Below are 19,746 nucleotides of genomic sequence, written 5' to 3' on the forward strand. Positions count from 1 at the left end.
ACGAGGCGGCGGTTCGGTGCGGGACGGCGGTTCGGTACGAGACGGCGGTTCGGTACGAGGCGGCGGTTCGGTGCGGGACGGCGGTTCGGTACGAGACGGCGGTTCGGTACGAGGCGGCGGTTCGGTGCGGGACGGCGGTTCGGTACGAGGCGGCGGTTCGGTGCGGGACGGCGGTTCGGTGCGGGGCGGCCTGGCGGGCCGGTCCGCCGCGGCCGGCGCGGATCGTCACCCCGCTCCCGGAATACGCTCCTTCACCAGCGTGTACAGCGCCACGGACACCGCCATCACACCGGCCGCCGTGAACACGCCCGGCGCCCAGCTCCCGGTGGCGTCGCGCAGGACTCCGCTGACCACCGGACTGGCCACCGCTCCGGCCTCCGCGACGAGGTTGAACAGCCCGAACAGCGCACCGCGGTTCTCCGCGCCGGACAGGTCGCCCAGGAGGCTGTGGACGATGGGCTGGAGCGCGTTGAAGAACAGGCCGGAGAAGAACAGGATCAGACCGAGCAGCAGGAGGGAGGGCCTGCCGTCCAGCAGGCTGAGCCCGAAGGCGGTCGCGAGGACCGTGTGCACGACCGCGCAGGTGACGGCGAGCGGCTTGCGGCCCTTGCCCGCGCGTACGCGGCGGTCGGCGATCCAGCCGCCCACGGGGAAGCCGATGATGCCGGCGCCGGCGTTGAAAGCGGCCGTCAGGGCCGCCGCGCCCAGGCTGCTGTGGGCGCTCTCCTTGACGATCTGGACCGACCAGAAGGAGAAGAACCACAGGTTCCACATGACCGCCACGAACGCGACGCAGACCAGCCACACATTGCGGTTGAGCAGCGCCGCGGACCGTCCTTCGCGCACGATGCCGCGTACGACGACCGCGAGCATTCCCGCGAACAGGACCCCGGAGCCCACCGCGGTCAGCCAGTCGGGCCAGCCGAAGGCGTCGGCGCACAGGAAGAGCACCACGATGACCGCGGCCGTCGGCAGGGAGTAGCCGATCAGCCGCACCGTGGGCGGCCCGAGCCGCAGCGGGCGGTCCCCGCGGCCCCGGAAGAACACCCAGGTGGCGGCGGCGATCAGCAGCGAGACGACGCCGAAGACGTACAGCGGCATGCTCCAGGCCCGGCCGCCCAGGCCGAGCGAGCCGCCCCAGTCGATCAGGTGCGGGGTGGCGAGGACGCCGACGGTCAGTCCGATCGACAGCCCGGACAGGACGATGCCGAGCCCCGCCGTACGCCGGGCCGGCGGGGTGTGGGCGATCACCAGGACCCGGTCGTTGGAGTAGAAGACCCCCTCCCCCAGGCCGGTGAGGACCCGCGCCACGACGAAGGCGACGAGACCGCCCGCGAGCCCGGACACCAAGGTCATCAGCCCGGCCCACAGCAGGGACACCACCAGCATCTCGCGGTGGCCGTAGCGGTCGCCGAGACGGCCGCCCGCGTACTGGGTCAGCATGTAGCCGGTGAAGAACATGGAGCCGATCAGTCCGCCCAGCGTGGCGGGATGCGCCGCGTCCCCGATGAAGCCGGCCCTGCTGTCGATCATCCAGGAGACGACCGGTCCGGTGACCGTGCGGTCGGCGTAGCTGATCAGCCATCCGGCGAGCAGGAAGGCCCACAGGTGGGTGTGGCGCCCGGAGAAGACCGGAGGGGTGCCGCCCGAAAAGGACGCGGACCCGGACCCGGACCCGAGCCCGGGCCCGGGCTCGGCGACCCCGGGGGCTGCGGCTGCTTCCTTCATACGTCCCCCTCGACGTGAAGGCTCCCGGCGGGACCGGGCGCTGTGCGGATGACCTGGGCAAAGCCCCGTAGAAAGCGCTTGCCAACATGGCAGCGACATCCGGCCAAGTCAACCGTTGACTTTCCGCCGCACAGGCCCTACAGCGTGAGCGGCCGGCGAACCCCAGGGGACGGGCGGAAGCCCGTGGGACTCACGAAGTCCTCGTCGCCGTACGGTTCGCGGCGCGCTCCCCCGCCAGTACGCTCCTGTCGGCGGCGCCGCCCGGGTCGCCGCCCGCCCGCGCGCCGGTCCCGGCACACCCGGAGTCCGGCCCACCGCACCGCCCCCGCGAAGGCCGCATCACACTCTCATCCGGAGGACCGTGTGACACGCACCCACCGCTCGCTCGCCCGCCGCGTCCTGACCGCCGCCGCGCTCACCGCCACGCTCACGCTGGGTTCCGCCTGGCCCGGGGCCGCCGCACCTCGGCAGGCGGCGCCGCCCGTGCCGCTGCGGGTGGCCACGTACAACATCCACGCCGGGGCGGGCGAGGACGGCGTCTTCGACCTCGGCCGCACCGCGCGGGCGATCCGGGACCTGCACGCGGATGTGATCGGCCTTCAGGAGGTCGACGTGCACTGGGGCGCCCGGAGCGGATACGCCGACGAGGCGCGTGACCTCGCCCGGCGGCTGCACATGCGGGTGTTCTTCGCGCCGATCTACGATCTGCCCGCCGAGCCGCCGCAGACGCGGCGGCGGCAGTTCGGTGTCGCGGTGCTGAGCCGCTACCCGGTGGTGAGCGCGGAGAACCACGAGATCACCCGGCTGTCCACCCAGTCGACCGACCCGGTGCCGCAACCCGCGCCGGGCTTCGCCGAGGTCGCGGTACGGGCCCGGGGCACCGTGGTGCACGTGTACACGACCCATCTGGACTACCGCGCCGATCCGTCGGTTCGCCGCGCCCAGGTCGACGACATGCTGGCCGTGCTGGACGCGGAGCGCGGACCGAAGGTCCTCGTCGGCGACTTCAACGCCGAACCCGGCGCGCCCGAGCTGGCGAGGCTGTGGGGGCCGCTGGCCGACGCCGCGCCCGACGGCGGCGGGACCTATCCGGCGGCCGCACCGGTGCGCCGCATCGACGTCGTGGCGCTCTCCCGCGGGATCGCGGTCACCGGGGTCCGGGAGGCCGTCACGACGGCCTCGGACCACCGGCCCGTCGTCGCCGATCTCACCGTGCGGCGACCGCGCTCCTGACCGGCCGCGCCCCGCCCCCGCCCCCGCCCCCGCGTCTCAGGAAGGGGAGCTGGAGTCGAGGTGGGCGAAGACGACCACGTTGGACTCGTAGTCCTGGCTGGTGCGGTTGAAGTTGCCGCCGCAGGTGATCAGGCGCAACTCCGGCGTCGGGGTGTCCGCGTAGACCTCGTCGTCGGGGAAGTTCGCCTTGCTGAAGGTGTCCACGGCGTCGACCTCGAAGTGTGCGACGATGCCGTCCTCGCGGGTGATGTCCACGCTGTCGCCGGTGCTGAGCGACTCCAGCCCGGCGAAGACGGCGGGCCCCGTCGTGGTGTCGACGTGGCCGGCCACGATCGACGCTCCGCGCTCGCCGGGCGAGGCTCCGTCCTGGAACCACCCGACGAGGTTGGTGTCGTCGGCCGGCGGCGGGCTCAGGTGTCCGGTCGGGTCCAGGGACAGCTTGGTGAACGGCGCGTCCACGGAGATCTCCGGGATGGAGATCCGTTCGGGGGCCGATCGGGGCAGCGCTCCGTCGTCGGCCTCGGTGGACGTGGACGGCGCGGGCTGCGCGCTACGGGTCGCCCGGGGGGCCGCCGCCGTGGGGCGGCCCGCCTGCCGGGGGCTGGTCACCGGGGCGGTGCCCAGGGATTGGTGGATGAGCACCAGTCCGAGGCCGACCGCAGCCGCGGGCCACAGCAGGCGCAGCCGGCCGCGGCGAGGCGCGTTCCCGGTCCCGGACCGTTCCGTCTGCGGCGGACGCTGGAAAGCCATGGACGGTGCCTTTCGTCAAGAGGTGGTGCGGACCCCGCTCGGCGGGGTGGGGCGCCGCCGCCGCGGCCCGCGCGTTCCTCCCGGGGAGGGACGCTAGGCCGCGGCAGCGCACCGACGGTGGACTGGGGCCGGTTCAGGCCACGGACGTGCCCGACACCTTGCGGCGTCGCAGCATGTAGGCACCCGCTCCGACGCCGCCGAGCACGAGAGCGGCTCCCAGCCCCATGGTGTCCTTGGACTGGGCCAGACCGCCGCCACCGGCGTGGACACCACCGTGCGGCTTGTCCCCACCACGGTCACCACCACGGTCACCACCGCGGTCACCGCCACGGTCCTCGCCGCCACGGTCACCACCACGGTCTTCGCCACCGCGGTCGCCGCCGCGGTCCTCGCCACCACGGTCGCCCTTCGACGAGCGGTCACCGTTGTCACCGCGGTCGCCGGAGTCGCCGCTGTCGCCCACGCTCGCCAGGGCCAGCGCACCGCCACCGGCGTGGACACCACCGTGCGGCTTGTCCCCACCACGGTCACCACCACGGTCACCACCGCGGTCGCCACCGCGGTCACCGCCGCGGTCCTCGCCACCGCGGTCGCCGCCGCGGTCCTCGCCACCGCGGTCGCCCTTCGACGAGCGGTCACCGTTGTCACCGCGGTCGCCGGAGTCGCCGCTGTCGCCCATGCTCGCCAGGGCCAGCGCACCGCCACCGGCGTGGACACCACCGTGCGGCTTGTCCCCACCACGGTCACCACCACGGTCACCACCGCGGTCACCGCCACGGTCGCCGCCGCGGTCCTCGCCACCACGGTCACCACCACGGTCCTCGCCACCACGGTCGCCCTTCGACGAGCGGTCACCGTCGCTGCCCTGGTCGTCGGAGTCGTCTCCGGTGAGCGTGCCCTGGACGACGGTGGCCTGCGCGGGGGCGAGCGCGTGCATGCTCACGGCACCGGCGCCGGGAGCGGAGAAGGCAGCGGCGGAGGCGATCGCCGCTGTTACGAACAGAGTGCGGGAAATACGCATGGTGATCCTTCCGTCACGACTGCGAGAGCCGGCACGATGCCCGCTCTTCGGGATCGCAGGTGCGACGTGATCACTGTCAGCGGGATAGGCGGTACGCACCATCGGAGCGCTGCATTCGGACTAGTGACGCCCCTTCGGCACACCCGTGCGAGGGAACCCACGGCGCGCCGAGGTGAGACCGGATCACCTGACGGTCTCCCACCACGGCGGCCGGCGGGTCACGGTTTGCGGGCGAGACCCCCGTGCTCGCCGATCGGCTGCGGGGCGGGATCGGAGGGTTCGGGCCGCCAGAAAGTGACCGGGACGATCCCGGGATCCACGAGTTCCAGGCCGTCGAAGTACGCCGTGATCTGCTCGACGGTGCGCAGGATGTACGGAACGGCACCGCTCTCGTTGTAGGAGTCCTGGGCCTGTTCGAAGACCGGGTCGATGCCCCGCGAACCGTCGTTGACGGACAGGTAGCTGCCGGAGGGGAGGGCGTCCATCAGCCGGGTGACGAGGGAGCGCGCCTGCTCGTGGTCGGGGACGTGTCCCAGGATGTTGCTGAGGATCAGGGCGGTGGGACGGGTGAGGTCGAGGGTCTGGGCCGCGGCCGTCAGGATGCGGTCCGTGTCCAGCACGTCGGCGTCGATGTAGGCGGTCGCCCCCTCCGCCGTGGAGTACAGGAGGGCACGGGCGTGCGCCAGGATCATCGGGTCGTTGTCGACGTAGACGATCCGTGCCTCGGGGGCGATCCGCTGGGCGACCTGGTGGGTGTTGTCGGCCGTGGGCAGGCCGGTGCCCACGTCGAGGAACTGCCGGATGCCCGCCTCGGCGACCAGGTGGGTGATGTTGCGGCGCAGGAACGCGCGGCTGCTGCGGGCGATGGTGACGATGCCGGGGAAGACGGCGGTGTAGGCGTCGCCGGCCTCCTCGTCGACGGGGTAGTTGTCCTTGCCACCCAGCCAGTAGTTCCAGATCCGGGCCGAGTGCGGCACCGAGGTGTCGATCCTCGGATGCGCCGCGGGCCCGGGGGTGTTCGCGGGGTGGGTCATGGATACCGTCCGTCCCTGTCCGGTCGAGCATGGAGTGTCCGCTGCACAAGATACGTGCCAACCTCCGCGCTGCGCACACCAGTTCACCGGCGCGTCGGCGCCGCTCCGCCGGTCGCTCCGCCGGTCGCTCCGCCGGTCGCTCCGCCGGTCGCTCCGGCGCTCCCGCCGCCGGTCGCTCCTTCCGTTGCCCGGCGGCCCGCGGGGAGAGGAGGGCGGCCGCTGGGCGAGTGTGCCGCGTACCCTTCTCGGGTGTCAGCCTCCCGTCTGCGCCGCGTCGCCGTCCTGGTGCTCGACGGCGCGAAACCGCTCGACGTCGGGATCCCCGCCCAGGTGTTCACGACGCGCGCGAGCATGCCGTACGAGGTACGTGTGTGCGGCGCGGCCCCCGGCCTGGTGACCGGTGGTGACGGGCTGTCGTACCACGTCGCCCACGGGCTGGAGGCGCTCGCGTGGGCCGACGTCGTCTTCCTCCCCGGCCACCGGTTCCCGGACCGCGACGCCCCGCCCCCGGCGGTCGTCGACGCGCTCGTCGCCGCCCATCGCCGGGGCACCCGGCTGGCCGCCATCTCCACGGGTGCCTTCACGCTCGCCGCCACGGGCCTGCTCGACGGCAGGCGGGCCACCACGCACTGGCACTACACGCGGGCGCTCGCGGCGAAGCACCCGCTCGTCCGGGTCGACGAGAACGTCCTGTTCGTCGACGAGGGCTGCGTCCTGACGTCGGCCGGGGCCGCCTCCGGCATCGACCTGTGCCTGCACATGCTGCGCGGCGACCTCGGGGTGGCCGCGTCGAACCACGCGGCCCGGAGGCTGGTCGCGGCGCCGTACCGCAGCGGCGGCCAGGCGCAGTACGTGCCGCGCAGCGTGCCCGAGCCGCTCGGCGAGCGGTTCGCCGCCACCCGCGAGTGGGCGCTGCACCGGCTGGGCGAACCACTCACCCTGGACGCGCTCGCCCGGCACGCGGCGGTGTCGCCCCGCACCTTCTCCCGCCGCTTCGCCGAGGACACGGGGTACACGCCGATGCAGTGGGTCATGCGCGCCCGTGTCGACCTGGCCCGGGAGCTGCTGGAGCGGTCGGGGCTGAGTGTCGAGCAGATCGCCGCCGACGTGGGTCTCGGCACCGGCGCGAACCTGCGGCTGCACTTCCAGCGGGTCCTCGGCACCACACCGAGCGAGTACCGGCGCACCTTCGCCCGGGGCGAGTGAACGGAAGGGGCGGGCACACCTCCGCCCGGGCGACGACCGTCCGTCGGCTGACCGGCTGACCGGCTGACCCGACCGACCGACCGGCTGACGGACTGACCGGCTCACCGGCTCACCGGCTCACCGGCTCACCGGCTCACTGGCTCACTGGCTCACTGGCTCACTGGCTCACTGGCACGATCCTTGCGAACCGTGGCGCTCGCGCCGCTGTCCCGGCCGGGCGCCACCGGCGAACCTGGTGGCGAACGGAAGGAACGCCACTCATGACTCGCATCGCCGTCAACGGATTCGGCCGCATCGGACGCAACGTGCTGCGCGCGCTGCTCGAACGCGACAGCGCCCTGGAGGTCGTCGCCGTCAACGACCTCACCGAACCCGCCACGCTCGCCCGCCTGCTCGCCTACGACACGACGGCCGGCCGGCTCGGCCGCCCGGTGTCGGTGGACGGGGACACCCTCGTCGTCGACGGCCGCCGCATCAAGGTGCTCGCCGAGCGGGAACCGTCGCGGCTGCCGTGGGCGGAGCTGGGCGTCGACGTCGCACTGGAGGCGACCGGCCGGTTCACCTCGGCCGGGGCGGCCCGCGCCCACCTCGACGCCGGAGCGCGCAGGGTGCTCGTCAGCGCGCCGTCGGACGGCGCCGACGTCACGCTCGCCTTCGGCGTGAACACCGGCGCGTACGACCCGCAGGCGCACACGATCGTCTCGAACGCCTCCTGCACGACCAACGCGCTGGCGCCGCTGGCGTCCGTGCTCGACGAACTCGCCGGTGTCGAGCACGGTTTCATGACGACGGTGCACGCCTACACGCAGGAGCAGAACCTCCAGGACGGCCCGCACCGTGACCCCCGCCGGGCCCGCGCCGCCGCCGTCAACATCGTGCCGACCACGACGGGCGCGGCGAAGGCGATCGGGCTGGTGCTGCCGAACCTCGACGGGAAGCTGTCGGGCGACTCGATCCGCGTGCCGGTCCCGGTGGGCTCGATCGTCGAGCTGAACACGACCGTCACCCGCGACGTGAGCCGTGACGAGGTGCTGGCGGCGTACCGTGCCGCCGCCCGGGGGCCGCTCGCCGGGATCCTGGAGTACTCGCAGGACCCGCTCGTGTCGTCCGACATCACGGGCAACCCGGCCTCGGCGGTGTTCGACTCGGCCCTCACCCGCGTCGACGGACGGCACGTCAAGGTCGTCGCCTGGTACGACAACGAGTGGGGCTTCTCCAACCGGGTGATCGACACGCTGGAACTGCTCGGCGGCCACTGAGCGCGGGCAGGCGCACCGGCAACGGCCCGGCCCCGCAGCGCGCGGGACCGGGCCGTGAGCCACGCCCGCCCTCCGTCGGGGGCGGGGCGCGGGTGCCGGGCTCAGAGGTTGATCATGTGCCCCGCGATGCCTTCGACGGCCTCCTTCATCGCCTCCGACAGCGTCGGGTGGGCGAAGACGTTGCGGGCGACCTCGTCGGCGGTCAGGTCCCACATCTGGGCGAGCGTCAGCGCGGGCAGCAGTTCGGTCACTTCGGGGCCGATCATGTGGGCGCCCACGATCTCGTTGTGCCGGGCGTCCGCCACGATCTTGACGAAGCCGACACCCTCGCCCATGCCGCGGGCCTTGCCGTTGGCGGAGAAGGGGAACTGCGCGACCTTGACGTCGTAGCCCAGCTCCCTGGCCTGCGCCTCCGAGTAGCCGAACGACGCGATCTGGGGCTGGCAGAAGGTCGCCCGCGGGATCATCGCGAAGTCGATCTCCTGCGTCTCGGCCCCGGCGATCGTCTCGGCGGCCACCACGCCCATGGCCTCGGCGGTGTGCGCGAGCATGAGCTTGCCGGTCACGTCGCCGATGGCGTAGACGCCCTGCACGTTGGTGCGTCCGCGGGCGTCGACCGCGATCGCGCCGCGCTCGGTGAGCTGGACGCCGGTCGCCTCGAGCCCGTAGCCCTCGACCCTGGGCGCGAAGCCGAACGCGGCGAGCATCCGGTCGGCCTCCAGCACGCGTGCTTCGCCGCCGGCGGCGGGGCTGACGGTGACGCGGACGCCCGAGCCGGTGTCCTCGACGGAGTCGACCTTCGTGGAGAGCAGGACGTCGACGCCCAGCTTGCGGTAGTGCTTCAGCAGTTCCTTGGAGACGTCGGCGTCCTCGGTGGGCACCATGCGGTCGAGGAACTCCACGATGGTCACCTCGACGCCGAAGTTCCGCAGCACGTAGGCGAACTCGACGCCGATCGCGCCGGAGCCGCCGATGATGACGGAGCGCGGCAGATCCTCGTCCAGGATCTGCTCCTCGTAGGTGACGACGTTGGCGCTGCGGCTCATGCCGGGCAACATCCTGACCTGCGCGCCGGTGGCGATGACGAGGTTGTCGCAGCTGTACGACGCCGTGGCGCCGTCGGCGCCCCTGACGTCCACCGACTTCGGGCCGGTGAGGGTACCCCACCCGTCGATCTCGGTGATCTTGTTCTTCTTCATCAGGTAGTGCACGCCCTTGGCGCTGGCCTCGGCCACGGAGCGGCTGCGCCGGTGGGTGACGCCGAAGTCCATGGTGGCGTCACCGCTGATGCCGAAGGTCTTCTTCTCCTGGGTGAGGATGTGGGCGATCTCGGCGTTCCGGAGCAGGGCCTTGGACGGGATGCAGCCCACGTTCAGGCAGACACCGCCCCAGTACTTCTCTTCGACGACCGCCACTGACTTGCCGAGCTGGGCTGCGCGAATGGCGGCGACGTATCCGCCGGGGCCTGCGCCGAGGACGAGGACATCAAAGTGCGTCATGCCGTCAGCGTAGTACCCCGGTAGGGCCGCCTGATCTTACGCCGGGCGTCCGCCCCGGCCGGTGCCCGGCCGCGGGGCGTCGCCGAGGGCGAGGGCCACCTGAGAGGCCGCCAGGGGCCCGGCTCACAGGGCGTGTTCCGGCAGGAGCGCCGCGCGGACACCGCCGGCTCCGAAGGCGTAGGTCTGCCACGAGGTGAGGAACGCGCCGAAGCCGTCGTCGTCGAGGAGATGCACGGACGTCTTCATCGGACCGGCCGTCAACGCGAAGCAGATGGCCGTGGCCGGGCGGAGGCAGGCGGCGCGGAGCCTGCCGGGCCGTCTGGGCGCCCCCGCGGCGGCCAGGGGGACGACGACGGACAGCTGTGTGGGCGCGACCCGCCTCCGGGAGGACACGGCAATACGGCAGCCGCTCCACCGAATTGGGCAATTGCAATGGCATCGGCCGTTTCTGATACAAGGCAGATCCCGCGCCTCCGATTTGCCTTTTCTTTGCATGGGGACATGGTTTCCCGACCTCACAGGACGGTGATGATCGCAGCAGTGCGCGACACGTCGGAAACGATGACCTCGGAGGCCGCGGGGTGACGTCGGGAAGTCTGGACCGGGTCGCGGGAGGCTCACCACGAGCAGACCGCACGGTTCGCCCCTTCGACCCCGAATCGGTGCTCGCGCCCTTGGTGCGGGAGCGCAACGCTGCTGGCCAGGTGTGGCGGATCGCCCGCGACGACCTGTGGTGCCGGGTGTCGCCCGCCGACGGGGACCTGCCGGACCAGGGCTGGAAACTCCATGTCTCCGCCACTCCGCTGTCCGCCGCGGAAATTCTGGAGAAAGTCGCCGTGGTCCTGCTGCGGCATGGCCTCGATTTCAAGGTGGCGGCTTCCGCGGAGCGCGTGCGGGAATTGGTTTCCCGGCAATACGACCGGGCTTCCGCAGGGAAATTCATCACCGTCTGTCCGCACAGTGCGGAGCGCCTTCCCGCCGTGGCGGCCGAGCTGCACACCGCGACGGCGGGGCTGCCGGGTCCCAGGATCCTGTCGGACCGCCCCTTCCGTCCGGGCAGCCTGGTGCACTACCGGTACGGAGGGTTCCGGCCGGTGCCGGTCCTCGGTGACAACGGTGTCTACCGGCCGACCCTGGTGAACGCCGAGGGCAGGCGCGTCCCCGACGTCCGGGACCCCTGGTACACGCCGCCCGCGGGGGTGACCGACCCCTTCGAGGCGGCCCGCACGGCCGCCGGGCAGACGGGTGCCGCCCCGTCCGCGCAGGCGCGGCGGTCCCCCGGGACCGTCGTCATCGGTGGCCGCTTCGTGGTGCGCGCCGCCCTGCGGCTCAGCACCAAGGGCGGTGTCTTCCGGGCGACGGACCGGCACACGGACGCTCCGGTCGTCGTCAAGCAGGGCAGGGCGCACGTCGACGCCACCGCGCTGGGCACCGACGTACGCGATCTGCTGCGCAACGAAGGAGAGATGCTCGACCGGCTCGCGCCGCTCGGCCTCACCCCCGCGAAGATCGCCTTCCTCACCGAGGACGACCACGTGTTCCTCGTGCAGGAGCAGCTGGACGGCGTCCCGCTCAGACTGTGGAACCTGCGGGCGCGGACGCGGGGCGGGGCGCCGTCGTCGCGGACGGTGCTGGATCTGGCCCGGCAGCTGACGGACGTGCTCGTCCGTGTCCACGCGCAGGGCGTGGTCCTGCGTGACCTGTCCCCTGACAACGTTTTCGTCGCCCCGGACGGCCGACTCCGCCTCTCGACCTCGAACTGGCCGCGTGCGCCGGCGCACCCGCCCCCGGCGGCGGCACCCTCGGCTACGGCGCACCGGAACAGCTGGCTCCCGGCCCCGGCCGCTGCACCCTGCCCGATCCGTCGGCCGACCTGTACTCGCTGGGTGCCGTGCTCTTCCTCCTGGCGACGGGGACGGAGCCGCTGCTGGCCGCCGAACTGCCGGCCGGGCGGCCGGCCCGGCGCCGCCTGGAGGGCCGCCTCGCCGCGCCGGCACCGCACAGCCCGGCCGTGCGCCGCCTCACGCCCCTCGTCCTCGGCCTGCTGCACGACGACCCGCGCCACCGCTGGCCCCTGGAGCGCGCGCGGGCCTTCCTCGCCGGCGACCGCGCGGTCGCCGGTGACCGCGCCGACCGCCCCGGCGGCGCCGCGGGGCCCGGCCGCGCCGCCGGGGCCGTACGCGCCCCGCACGGCCCGGCCGCCGTCCCCGGTGCGGACGCGGAGCGCCTGCTCCGCGACGGCCTGCGCCACCTCCTGGACACCCTGCTCCCCGACGACCCCGAACGGCTGTGGCCCGCCGACGGTTTCGCCGCCACCACCGACCCCTGCAACGTGTACTACGGATCGGCCGGCACGCTCGGGGTACTCACCCGGGCGGCGCGGACGCGGCCCGGGGACGGGCGGCTGCGCGAGGCGGTGCGCACCGTGGCCACCTGGACGCTGGAGCGTGCCGAGCGCGAACCGAGACTGCTGCCCGGCCTGTACTTCGGCCGCTCCGGCACCGCCTGGGCCCTGCTGGACGCCGGGCTGCTGCTCGCGGATCCCGCGCTCGTGGCCGCCGCCCGCCAGATGGCACGGCGGGTCCCGGTCACCGGTCCCGTCCCGGACGTCGTCCACGGGACGGCCGGGGCCGGGCTGGCCCAGGCGTACTTCCTCGCCCGCACCGGCGACGAACGCTTCCGGGACCGCATCGCGCGCTGCGCCGAGGGGATCCTCGCGGCAGCTCAGACGGACGAGCGGGCGCGTCCGCGCTGGACGGTGCCCTCCGAGGACGGACCCGCGGCCCGGCCCGTGGTCCACCACGGTTCGCGCACGGCGCGGCGGGCATCGGCACGTTCCTCGTCGAGGCTGCCCGGGCCACCTCGGACGCCCGGTGTCTGGCCACCGCGGTACGGGTCGGGGAGGCGTTGGCCGAGGCCGCCGTCGAGGACGGGGACGCGCTGCGCTGGACCGCGGGGCCTGACGACACCGTGCCCCTGACCAACTGGTGCAGCGGATCGTCCGGCGTCGGCACGTTCCTGCTGCGGCTGTGGCAGGTCACCGGCGACCCCGCTCACCTGCGGACGGCGCGCGGCGCGGCCGAGGCCGTGCACGCCGACCGCCGGCTGCTGCCGCCCGCCGACTGCCACGGCGTGGCGGGCAACGCGCACCTGCTGCTGGACCTCGCGCACGCCACGGGCGAGAGCAGTCACCACCAGCGCGCGCACGACGCCGTCGAGGCGGTCCTGAGCCGCACGGCGCTGCGCCACGGACTCCTCCTGCCCGCCGACGACACCCTGCGCGAGGTGAGCACCGGTCACCACACCGGGCTCGGCGGAGTCGTCGGCTTCCTGCTGCGGCTGCTGCACGGCGGCCCGCGCCCCTGGCTGCCGGACACCCCTCCGGCCGCCCCGTCGACCGCGGTGCGCGCGCCACAGCGCGGACCGTGTGACGTCCCGCTCCCGACCGGGGAGTCCGGGACCCTCACGAAAGGAGATCGGACATGACCGACGACCTCGACGAGCTGCAGCGCATGACCCCGGAGATCGCCGCGGAGGAGGACACCCCGTGCATCCCCCGGGCCGCGGCCCAGGTGCCCACCTTCACGACGGTCTGCTGAGCGGTCCCCGAGGGCGGCACTGACCTGGCGGCCCGTACCGGCCACAGCCGGACGCTGTGGGTAGCGTCCGGCCACGGCCGGCACGGGCCGCTGTGGCGTCCGCGGGTGGCGAGGGGCGACGGGACGGCCGGCCACGGCGGGGCGGACGGCGCCGGTCGCCGGCCCGCACGCCGGTCGTCGGCCCCGCACGCCGGGCCCCGGGGCTGGAACGGCCGCACACCGTTCGCCGGGCCCGCACGCCGGGCCCCCGGGCCCGGAGCGGCCCCACGCCTCCCCCGAGCCCGCACGCCCGGGGGCGGCCTCACACGCCGGGAGCGGCCCGCACGGTGATTCCGTTGCGCTCCAGCAGTGCCGCCGTGACGCCGTCCCCGGGCACCGCACTTCCGGTGAACGTGCCGTCGTACACCGTGCCCCGTCCGCACGACGGGCTGCGCGGCATCAGGAGCGCCTGCGTGCAGCCGCCGCGCAAGGCGGCCGCGAGCGCGCGCCCGGCCCCGGCCACGAACTGCTCCGTCACGTCCCGCCCGGTGTCCTCCACCACCCTCGCGGTGCCGTCGAGCACATCGTGCCCGTCGCCGCCCACCAGCTCCGCCGGCCGGCGCGGGGTCGTGAGCCCGCCCGCGACCTCGGGACAGAAGGGGACGACGGCACGGCCGGCCACCGCCTCCTGGGACGCCGGCGACGCCTTGTCCCGCCCGTCGAACCGGCAGGGCACCCCGCGCAGACACGCACTGACCAGAATCGCTTCCATGGCCGTCACCCTAGTGACCGCGGTGACACCGGTGCGGGGGAGTGCTCAGACGACGATGACCCGGCGCCCGCGCGCGTGCCCGGCCCGGCTGTCGCGGTGGGCGTCGGCGGCCTCGGCGAGCGTGTAGGTCTTCTCGACCGGGATGTGGAGCCGGCCCCGCGCGATGAGGTCGACGGCCTCGGTGAGCGCGTCCGGCATGCTGCCGGCCACTCCGGAGAACCGGACACCGAGGTCCGGCGCGCCGAGGTCGGCGATGGAGACCACCTTCCGCGGGTCCCCGGTCAGCTCCACGAGTTCGCGGATGACGCCCGAGCCGGCCAGGTCGAGCGCCGCGTCGACGCGGCCGAGCCGCCGCACCCGCTCGACCCAGCCGTCGCCGTAGGTCGTGGCGAGCGCGCCGAGGTCCCGCAGATAGTCCTGGTTGGCGGCGCCGGCCGTGCCGATCACCGTGATGCCGCGGTCGCGGGCGATCTGCAGCACGGCCGACCCCACTCCCCCGGACGCGCCGCTGACCAGCAGCGTCTGCCCGGGCCGCACACCGACCTGGCCGATGATGCGCAGCGCGGTCTCCACCACCGAGGGGTAACCGGCCGCCTCCTCGAACGTCAGGCCCTCGGGTACCGGGGCCCAGGCCCACAGCACGGCGGACTCGGCGTAGGTGCTCGACCCTTCGCCGAACACGCGGTCGCCGACCTCGACGCCTTCCACGCCCTCGCCGACCTCCTCGACCACGCCGGCGGCGTCCTGCCCGACCCCGGAGGGCAACTCGACCGGATGGGCGCCGAGGATCTGGCCTTCCCGGATCCGCCAGTCGACGGGGTTCACGCCCGCCGCCCGTACGGCGATGCGTATCCGGCCGGGGCCCGGGCGGGGCTCCTCGGCGTCGATGAGGTGCAGGACTTCGGGGCCGCCGAACTCGGCGAAGCTCACTTTCTTCATGCGACCGACCGTAGCACTAACCGTTAGGTTTCCAAAACGGTTAGTGTTTTGCAGCTGGTAGCATCAGCCCATGACCGTGCCGACCGGACGCCGTGAGCGCAAGAAGGCCGCGACGCGCCAGAAGATCGCGGACACCGCCCTGCGGCTCTTCCTGGAACGCGGGTACGACGCGGTGGGCATCCGTGACGTGGCCGCCGAGGCCGACGTGGCCGTCACCACGCTGTTCTCCCACTTCGCCTCGAAAGAGGCCCTGGTGTTCGAGCAGGACCCCGGCTTCGAGCAACGCCTCACCCAGGCGGTCACCGGCCGGGCGGCGGACGAACCGCTCGTCCCCGCGCTGCGCCGCGAGGTCCTGGCCCTGGTGCGGCACTGCACGGCGGACGGCGCCGCCCCCATCTGGCGCATGATCGACTCCTCGCCCTCCCTGCGGGAGTACGAGGAGTCGATGAGGCTGCGCCACGCGGACTCGCTGGGCAGGGCCGTCGCCGCCGATCTCGGCCTGCCCGAGGGCGCGACGGCCTGCCGGACGATCGCGCGGTTCGCGATCGACGCCTACGCCCTGGCCCGTGAGGCGGCCGACCCGGAGGCCGCGGTGGACGAGATCTTCCGGATGATCGAGGCGGCCTGGGAGGTCGGCCGCCCTTCCTGACGCGCCGCCGCCCGTGCTCAGCCCACCGGCGGCCCCGCTGCCCTCGCCGTACCGACCGGGGACACACGGTTCCGTGGAATAGTGGAAAGTGGGAGCCGGGCCCCCGGTCCCTGGCGAACGATCGCGGTCGGACCCCCGGCTCCGCGACGGCCGCAGGGTGGTGCCTATGCGCGATGACTCCGCTGCGAGCGGTGTTCCGGACGGGGAGGGCCCGCCCTCCCCGGACGACCGGCGGGGTCTTGAGGAGCTGGGCGTGTGCCTGGCGGGAGCGGTGTCCGCGCTCGGCGCGTACGGCGGCGGTGTGTACCTGCTCGATCCGGCCGGGGACGCCCTCGTGCTCGCCGTGTACACCGGGCTGCCACCGCAGTTCGCCGGTCCTTGGCGCCGGATCCGCCTGGACGCCCCGGTCGGTGTGGCCGAAGCGGCGCGCGAACGCAAGCTGGTGTGGGTGGCCGGCGCGCAGGAACTGGCCCGCCGCTACCCGCGCACGGCGCTGATCCTGCCGTACCGGCTGGCGTTCGCCTGTCTGCCCCTCCTCGCGGACCGGCAGGCGCACGGCGCGCTCTTCGTGAACTGGGCCGGCTCGCGCCCGCAGCGGCTGGACGCCGGCGAGCGCGACCGGCTGGAGGCCGCAGCCACCGCGCTCGGCCGCGTCCTCGCGCACGCCGTGGGCACCGGGCAGCCCATCCGGCCCGCGGCGGAGCCCCTGGTCCTGCCGGGCACCGCGCCCGCCCCGGGACAGCTCATGGAAGGCTCGGCGCTGGCCCGCCTGCCGGAGGGGGTGTGCGTGCTCGGCGTGGACGGCCGCGTCGCCCTCGCCACGCAGGCCGCCGCCGCGCTGCTGGACTCCCCCGCGGACGAGCTGACGGGGCAGGAGCTGTGGCGGGCGCTGCCCTGGCTGGACCACCCGGTCTACGAGGAGCGCTACCGCGCGGCGGCGATGAGCCGGCAGCCGACCGCGTTCACGGTGCTGCGCCCCCCGGACCGCTGGCTTTGCTTCCAGTTGTACCCGGACGCCTCCGGCATCACGGTGCGCATCACCGACTCCGCCCCCGAGCCCCACCCGCCCCGTCAGCCCGGCCGGGCGGGACCGCAGGCACCCGCGCGCCTGGAGGGCGTGTACCACGTGCTGCACCTGGTCGGCGCCCTCGCCAACGCCACGGGGGTACGGGACGTGGTGCGTCTCGTCGCCGACGAGATGCTGCCCGTCTTCGGCGCCGCCCGCGCGGTGCTCCTGGCCCTGGAGGGGGACGGCCGGCTGCGGGTGATCGGCGCGCACGGCTACCCGCCGGACGTGCTGGGGAGCATCGACCGCCCCCCTGCGGGCGCCGAGACCCCCGGCACCCGGGCCCTGGCGACGGGGGCGCCGCTCTTCCTGGAGAGCCGCCGGGAGATGGCCCGTCTCTACCCGCGGCACGCCGCGCTCGGCCACGGCTCCGCCTGGGCGGTCCTGCCGCTGCTCGTCCCCGAGCACGACGTCGGCGCGTGCGTCCTGTCCTACGACCGGCCCCGCCGCTTCGTCCCCGAGGAACGCGCCACGCTCACCGCCCTGGCCGGGCTCATCGCCCAGGCGCTGGCGCGGGCGCGCCGCTACGACAACGCCAGCGGCCTCGCCCGCGACCTCCAGGACGCCCTCCTGCCCCGGCGGCTGCCGCACATCCACGGCCTGGAGGCCGCCGTCCGGTACCTGCCCGCGGCCGAGGGCATGAGCGTGGGCGGTGACTTCTACGACCTGATCCCCCTCGGCCACCACCGGGCCGCCGCCGTCATCGGCGACATCCAGGGACACAACGGGCCTGCCGCCGCCCTCATGGGCCAGATCCGCACCGCGGTCCGCGCCCACGCCTCCAGCGGCGCCGATCCCCGCCGGGTCCTCGGCCTCACCAACCGCCTGCTCACCGCGCTCGACACCGACCTCCTGGCCAGCGCGGTCTACCTCCGTCTCGACCCGCGCCGCCACCGCCTCCTCCTCGCCCGCGCCGGGCACCCCCACCCGCTGCTGCGCCACCCCGACGGCCGGGTCGAGGTGCTGGACCTGCCGGGCGGGCTCCTGCTCGGCATCGACCCGCGGGCCGCCTACCCGCACGTGCGGCTGTGCCTGCCCGAGGGGGCCGTCCTCGCCCTCTACACCGACGGCCTCACCGAACTGCCAGGTACCGATCCCGACCGGGCCCTCGCCCGCCTCGTGGACCGTTTCACCGCCGCCGGACCGCCGGACACCCCGCTCGAGGAGATCGCCGGCACGCTGACGGTGGGCCACCCCGCCGGGGCCGACGACACCACCCTCCTCCTGCTCCGGGCCACGCACCGGGCCCTCGGCCCGCAGCCCCGGGCGGCGGAGGACCACCGGCGCGCCGCGCGGGAGCGGCCGGACGCCGCGGTCGACGGCTGAGGGTCCGCCGCGCACGCCCGGGGACGTGCGGGTGTGCGCCTCACGGTGACCGGTGGCCACGTCTGCACCGCGGAGCCTGAGCGGGCCGCGGCACTTCTTCCGCGCCGGGACCGCTCCCGGAGCGGAAGCTCTATGTTGACGCCATGTATGCGACACGGCTGTCCGGCCATGTGCGTGCCCCTCGTGCGGCGGTGTACGCGGCGCTCGTCGACCCGGAGGCGATCGCGCGATGGCGGGTGCCCGCCGGCATGAGCGGTCACGTGCACGAGTTCGATGCCCGCGAGGGCGGGCGGTTCCGCGTCTCGCTCACCTACGACACGCCCGCGGGCGACGGGAAGTCGGCGCCGCGCACCGACACCTACCACGGCCGCTTCGCCCGGCTCGTACCGGACGAGCGGGTGGTCGAGGTGCTGGAGTTCGAGACCGAGGACCCCGCGCTGCGCGGCCCGATGACGATGACCACCACGCTCACCGACGCGGACGGCGGCACCGACGTCCTGATCGTGCACGAGGGCATCCCCGACGCCGTGCCCGCCCCCGACAACGAGAGGGGCACCCGCATGGCGCTGGCGAACCTCGCCCGGCTCGTCGAGGGGGCACAGCCTCCCGAGCGGGCCCGGCGGTAGCGCGCGGCGGCACGCGTCACCGGATGCCAGGCACCCCCTGCCCCGCACGGGCGGCCTCGCGCCGGCGGCCTGGCCCGCGCGGCCTGGTGCGCGCTTCTTGTGCGGGCTGCCGTGTGCGGGCCGCCATGCGCGGGTTGCCTGGTCCTGCGGCGACCAGGAGCGCGGGGGCACTGGCCGGGCCGGAGCCCCGGCGGCACGGTGAGGGGGGTGGAAGCCGTGGAGGCGTCCACCGCCCCACCCCCCCCATGTACAGGAGCCGTCATGAGCAAGCTCGCACTGGTCACCGGGGCTACCTCGGGCATCGGCAGGACGTTCGCCCGGCGTCTGGCGGGCGACGGTCACGACGTGATCGCCGTCGGCCGGCGCGCCGACCGCCTGGAGGAACTGGCCGCCGAGTTCCCCGGTGTCCAGGTCCGTCGCGTGGTCGCCGACCTGTCCACCGACGACGGCGTGGACACGGTCGCGGCCCTGTGCGCCGACGAGCCGTTGTCGATGCTCGTCAACAACGCCGGTGTGGCCCACTACATGCCGCTCGCGGACCTGCCCGCCGGCAAGGCGCGCGAACTGGTGCACGTCAAGGTGGTGGCCCCGACGATGCTGACGCGCGCCGCGGTCCCGGGGATGCTCGCCCGTAAGGCGGGCGCGGTCGTGAACGTGGCCGGCATGATCGCGTTCAGCGGTCCCGCCCCGGCGGCACAGATGCCGCGCCGTGCGGTCTACGCCGGGGCCCTCGCCCACCTGGTCACGATGTCCCAGGTGCTGCACGCCGAGCTGAGCGGCACGGGGGTGCGGGTCCAGGTCCTGTGCCCCGGCGTGGTGGCGACGGAGTTCCACGAGCGGCAGGGCATGGATCTCGGCGCGGTGCCCCGGATGTCCGCCGAGGACGTGGTCACCGCGGGTCTGCGCGGTCTGGAACTCGGCGAGGTGGTCTGCGCCCCCGGCGTCGAGGACGGTCGGCTGCTGCGTACGGTGTTCGAAGCCGAACTCGCCGCGTTCGGCGCGCAGAGCCCCCGGCTCGCCGAACGCTACCGGCCCAGCTGAGCCGCGCGTCTCGCGCGGG

General features: G+C 74.2%; 16 protein-coding genes and 1 pseudogene. 9 read left to right on the forward strand and 8 right to left on the reverse strand.

The features are described 5' to 3' along the window. Positions 1 to 225: 225 nt before the first annotated feature. Complete coding sequence (locus AB0G56_RS00175) at positions 226 to 1,728, reverse strand: MFS transporter (RefSeq protein ID WP_360961150.1); 1,503 nt, start codon at positions 1,726 to 1,728, stop codon at positions 226 to 228. Positions 1,729 to 2,091: 363 nt separating this feature from the next. On the opposite strand from AB0G56_RS00175, the gene AB0G56_RS00180 reads away from it, so the two are divergent. Further along, positions 2,092 to 2,961 (forward strand): endonuclease/exonuclease/phosphatase family protein, encoded by an 870-nt coding sequence (locus tag AB0G56_RS00180; RefSeq protein ID WP_360961153.1) that lies wholly within the window; start codon positions 2,092 to 2,094, stop codon positions 2,959 to 2,961. Between the two features lie 36 nt (positions 2,962 to 2,997). Here AB0G56_RS00180 and AB0G56_RS00185 read toward each other — a convergent pair whose 3' ends face one another. From AB0G56_RS00185 to AB0G56_RS00195, 3 genes are all read right to left on the reverse strand, one after another. Then, positions 2,998 to 3,711 carry a class F sortase gene (locus tag AB0G56_RS00185; RefSeq protein ID WP_360961156.1) on the reverse strand — a complete coding sequence of 238 codons (714 nt, stop codon included), beginning with the start codon at positions 3,709 to 3,711 and terminating at the stop codon, positions 2,998 to 3,000. A 133-nt stretch (positions 3,712 to 3,844) separates the two neighbouring features. Beyond that, positions 3,845 to 4,732, reverse strand: coding sequence for a hypothetical protein (locus AB0G56_RS00190; RefSeq protein WP_360961159.1), 888 nt, complete (start codon positions 4,730 to 4,732; stop codon positions 3,845 to 3,847). A 218-nt stretch (positions 4,733 to 4,950) separates the two neighbouring features. Next, on the reverse strand, positions 4,951 to 5,766 hold the full coding sequence (locus AB0G56_RS00195; RefSeq protein ID WP_360961162.1) for an SAM-dependent methyltransferase: 816 nt from the start codon (positions 5,764 to 5,766) through the stop codon (positions 4,951 to 4,953). 249 nt (positions 5,767 to 6,015) lie between these two features. On the opposite strand from AB0G56_RS00195, the gene AB0G56_RS00200 reads away from it, so the two are divergent. Together AB0G56_RS00200 and gap are read left to right on the forward strand one after the other, a co-directional pair. Further along, complete coding sequence (locus AB0G56_RS00200) at positions 6,016 to 6,972, forward strand: helix-turn-helix domain-containing protein (protein WP_360961165.1); 957 nt, start codon at positions 6,016 to 6,018, stop codon at positions 6,970 to 6,972. Positions 6,973 to 7,232: 260 nt separating this feature from the next. Continuing rightward, positions 7,233 to 8,231, forward strand: coding sequence for a type I glyceraldehyde-3-phosphate dehydrogenase (gene gap / locus AB0G56_RS00205; protein WP_360961168.1), 999 nt, complete (start codon positions 7,233 to 7,235; stop codon positions 8,229 to 8,231). Positions 8,232 to 8,332: 101 nt separating this feature from the next. Here the strand turns inward: gap and lpdA are convergent, their stop codons facing one another. Beyond that, positions 8,333 to 9,730 carry a dihydrolipoyl dehydrogenase gene (gene lpdA / locus AB0G56_RS00210; RefSeq protein WP_360961171.1) on the reverse strand — a complete coding sequence of 466 codons (1,398 nt, stop codon included), beginning with the start codon at positions 9,728 to 9,730 and terminating at the stop codon, positions 8,333 to 8,335. A gap of 123 nt (positions 9,731 to 9,853) precedes the next feature. Then, positions 9,854 to 10,123 carry a hypothetical protein gene (locus tag AB0G56_RS00215; RefSeq protein ID WP_360961173.1) on the reverse strand — a complete coding sequence of 90 codons (270 nt, stop codon included), beginning with the start codon at positions 10,121 to 10,123 and terminating at the stop codon, positions 9,854 to 9,856. A gap of 1,939 nt (positions 10,124 to 12,062) precedes the next feature. Here AB0G56_RS00215 and AB0G56_RS00220 point away from each other — a divergent pair. Together AB0G56_RS00220 and AB0G56_RS00225 are read left to right on the forward strand one after the other, a co-directional pair. Next, a pseudogene (locus AB0G56_RS00220) lies at positions 12,063 to 12,434 on the forward strand (serine/threonine protein kinase); the annotation flags it as partial. A 122-nt stretch (positions 12,435 to 12,556) separates the two neighbouring features. Then, positions 12,557 to 13,216: a lanthionine synthetase LanC family protein gene (locus AB0G56_RS00225; protein ID WP_360962196.1), complete on the forward strand. Its 660-nt coding sequence runs from the start codon at positions 12,557 to 12,559 to the stop codon at positions 13,214 to 13,216. Between the two features lie 414 nt (positions 13,217 to 13,630). On the opposite strand, the gene AB0G56_RS00230 is transcribed toward AB0G56_RS00225, so the two are convergent. Both AB0G56_RS00230 and AB0G56_RS00235 read right to left on the reverse strand, forming a co-directional pair. Beyond that, entirely contained in the window at positions 13,631 to 14,080 is a 450-nt protein-coding gene (locus AB0G56_RS00230) for a DUF523 domain-containing protein (RefSeq protein ID WP_360961176.1), read from the reverse strand. A gap of 45 nt (positions 14,081 to 14,125) precedes the next feature. Continuing rightward, a complete protein-coding gene (locus tag AB0G56_RS00235; protein ID WP_360961179.1) occupies positions 14,126 to 15,019 on the reverse strand; it encodes an NADP-dependent oxidoreductase in 894 nt (297 codons plus the stop codon). A 70-nt stretch (positions 15,020 to 15,089) separates the two neighbouring features. Between AB0G56_RS00235 and AB0G56_RS00240 the strand changes: the two genes are divergently transcribed. From AB0G56_RS00240 to AB0G56_RS00255, 4 genes are all read left to right on the forward strand, one after another. Further along, a complete protein-coding gene (locus tag AB0G56_RS00240; RefSeq protein WP_360961182.1) occupies positions 15,090 to 15,668 on the forward strand; it encodes a helix-turn-helix domain-containing protein in 579 nt (192 codons plus the stop codon). A 166-nt stretch (positions 15,669 to 15,834) separates the two neighbouring features. Then, positions 15,835 to 18,060 carry a GAF domain-containing SpoIIE family protein phosphatase gene (locus tag AB0G56_RS00245; protein WP_360961185.1) on the forward strand — a complete coding sequence of 742 codons (2,226 nt, stop codon included), beginning with the start codon at positions 15,835 to 15,837 and terminating at the stop codon, positions 18,058 to 18,060. Positions 18,061 to 18,203: 143 nt separating this feature from the next. Further along, positions 18,204 to 18,686, forward strand: a complete 483-nt coding sequence (locus AB0G56_RS00250; protein ID WP_360961188.1) for an SRPBCC family protein — start codon at positions 18,204 to 18,206, stop codon at positions 18,684 to 18,686. Between the two features lie 261 nt (positions 18,687 to 18,947). Then, positions 18,948 to 19,727, forward strand: coding sequence for an SDR family NAD(P)-dependent oxidoreductase (locus tag AB0G56_RS00255; RefSeq protein WP_360961190.1), 780 nt, complete (start codon positions 18,948 to 18,950; stop codon positions 19,725 to 19,727). The last annotated feature ends 19 nt before the right edge of the window (positions 19,728 to 19,746 follow it).

Source organism: Streptomyces sp. NPDC021356 (assembly GCF_040641015.1).
Taxonomy (GTDB): domain Bacteria; phylum Actinomycetota; class Actinomycetes; order Streptomycetales; family Streptomycetaceae; genus Streptomyces.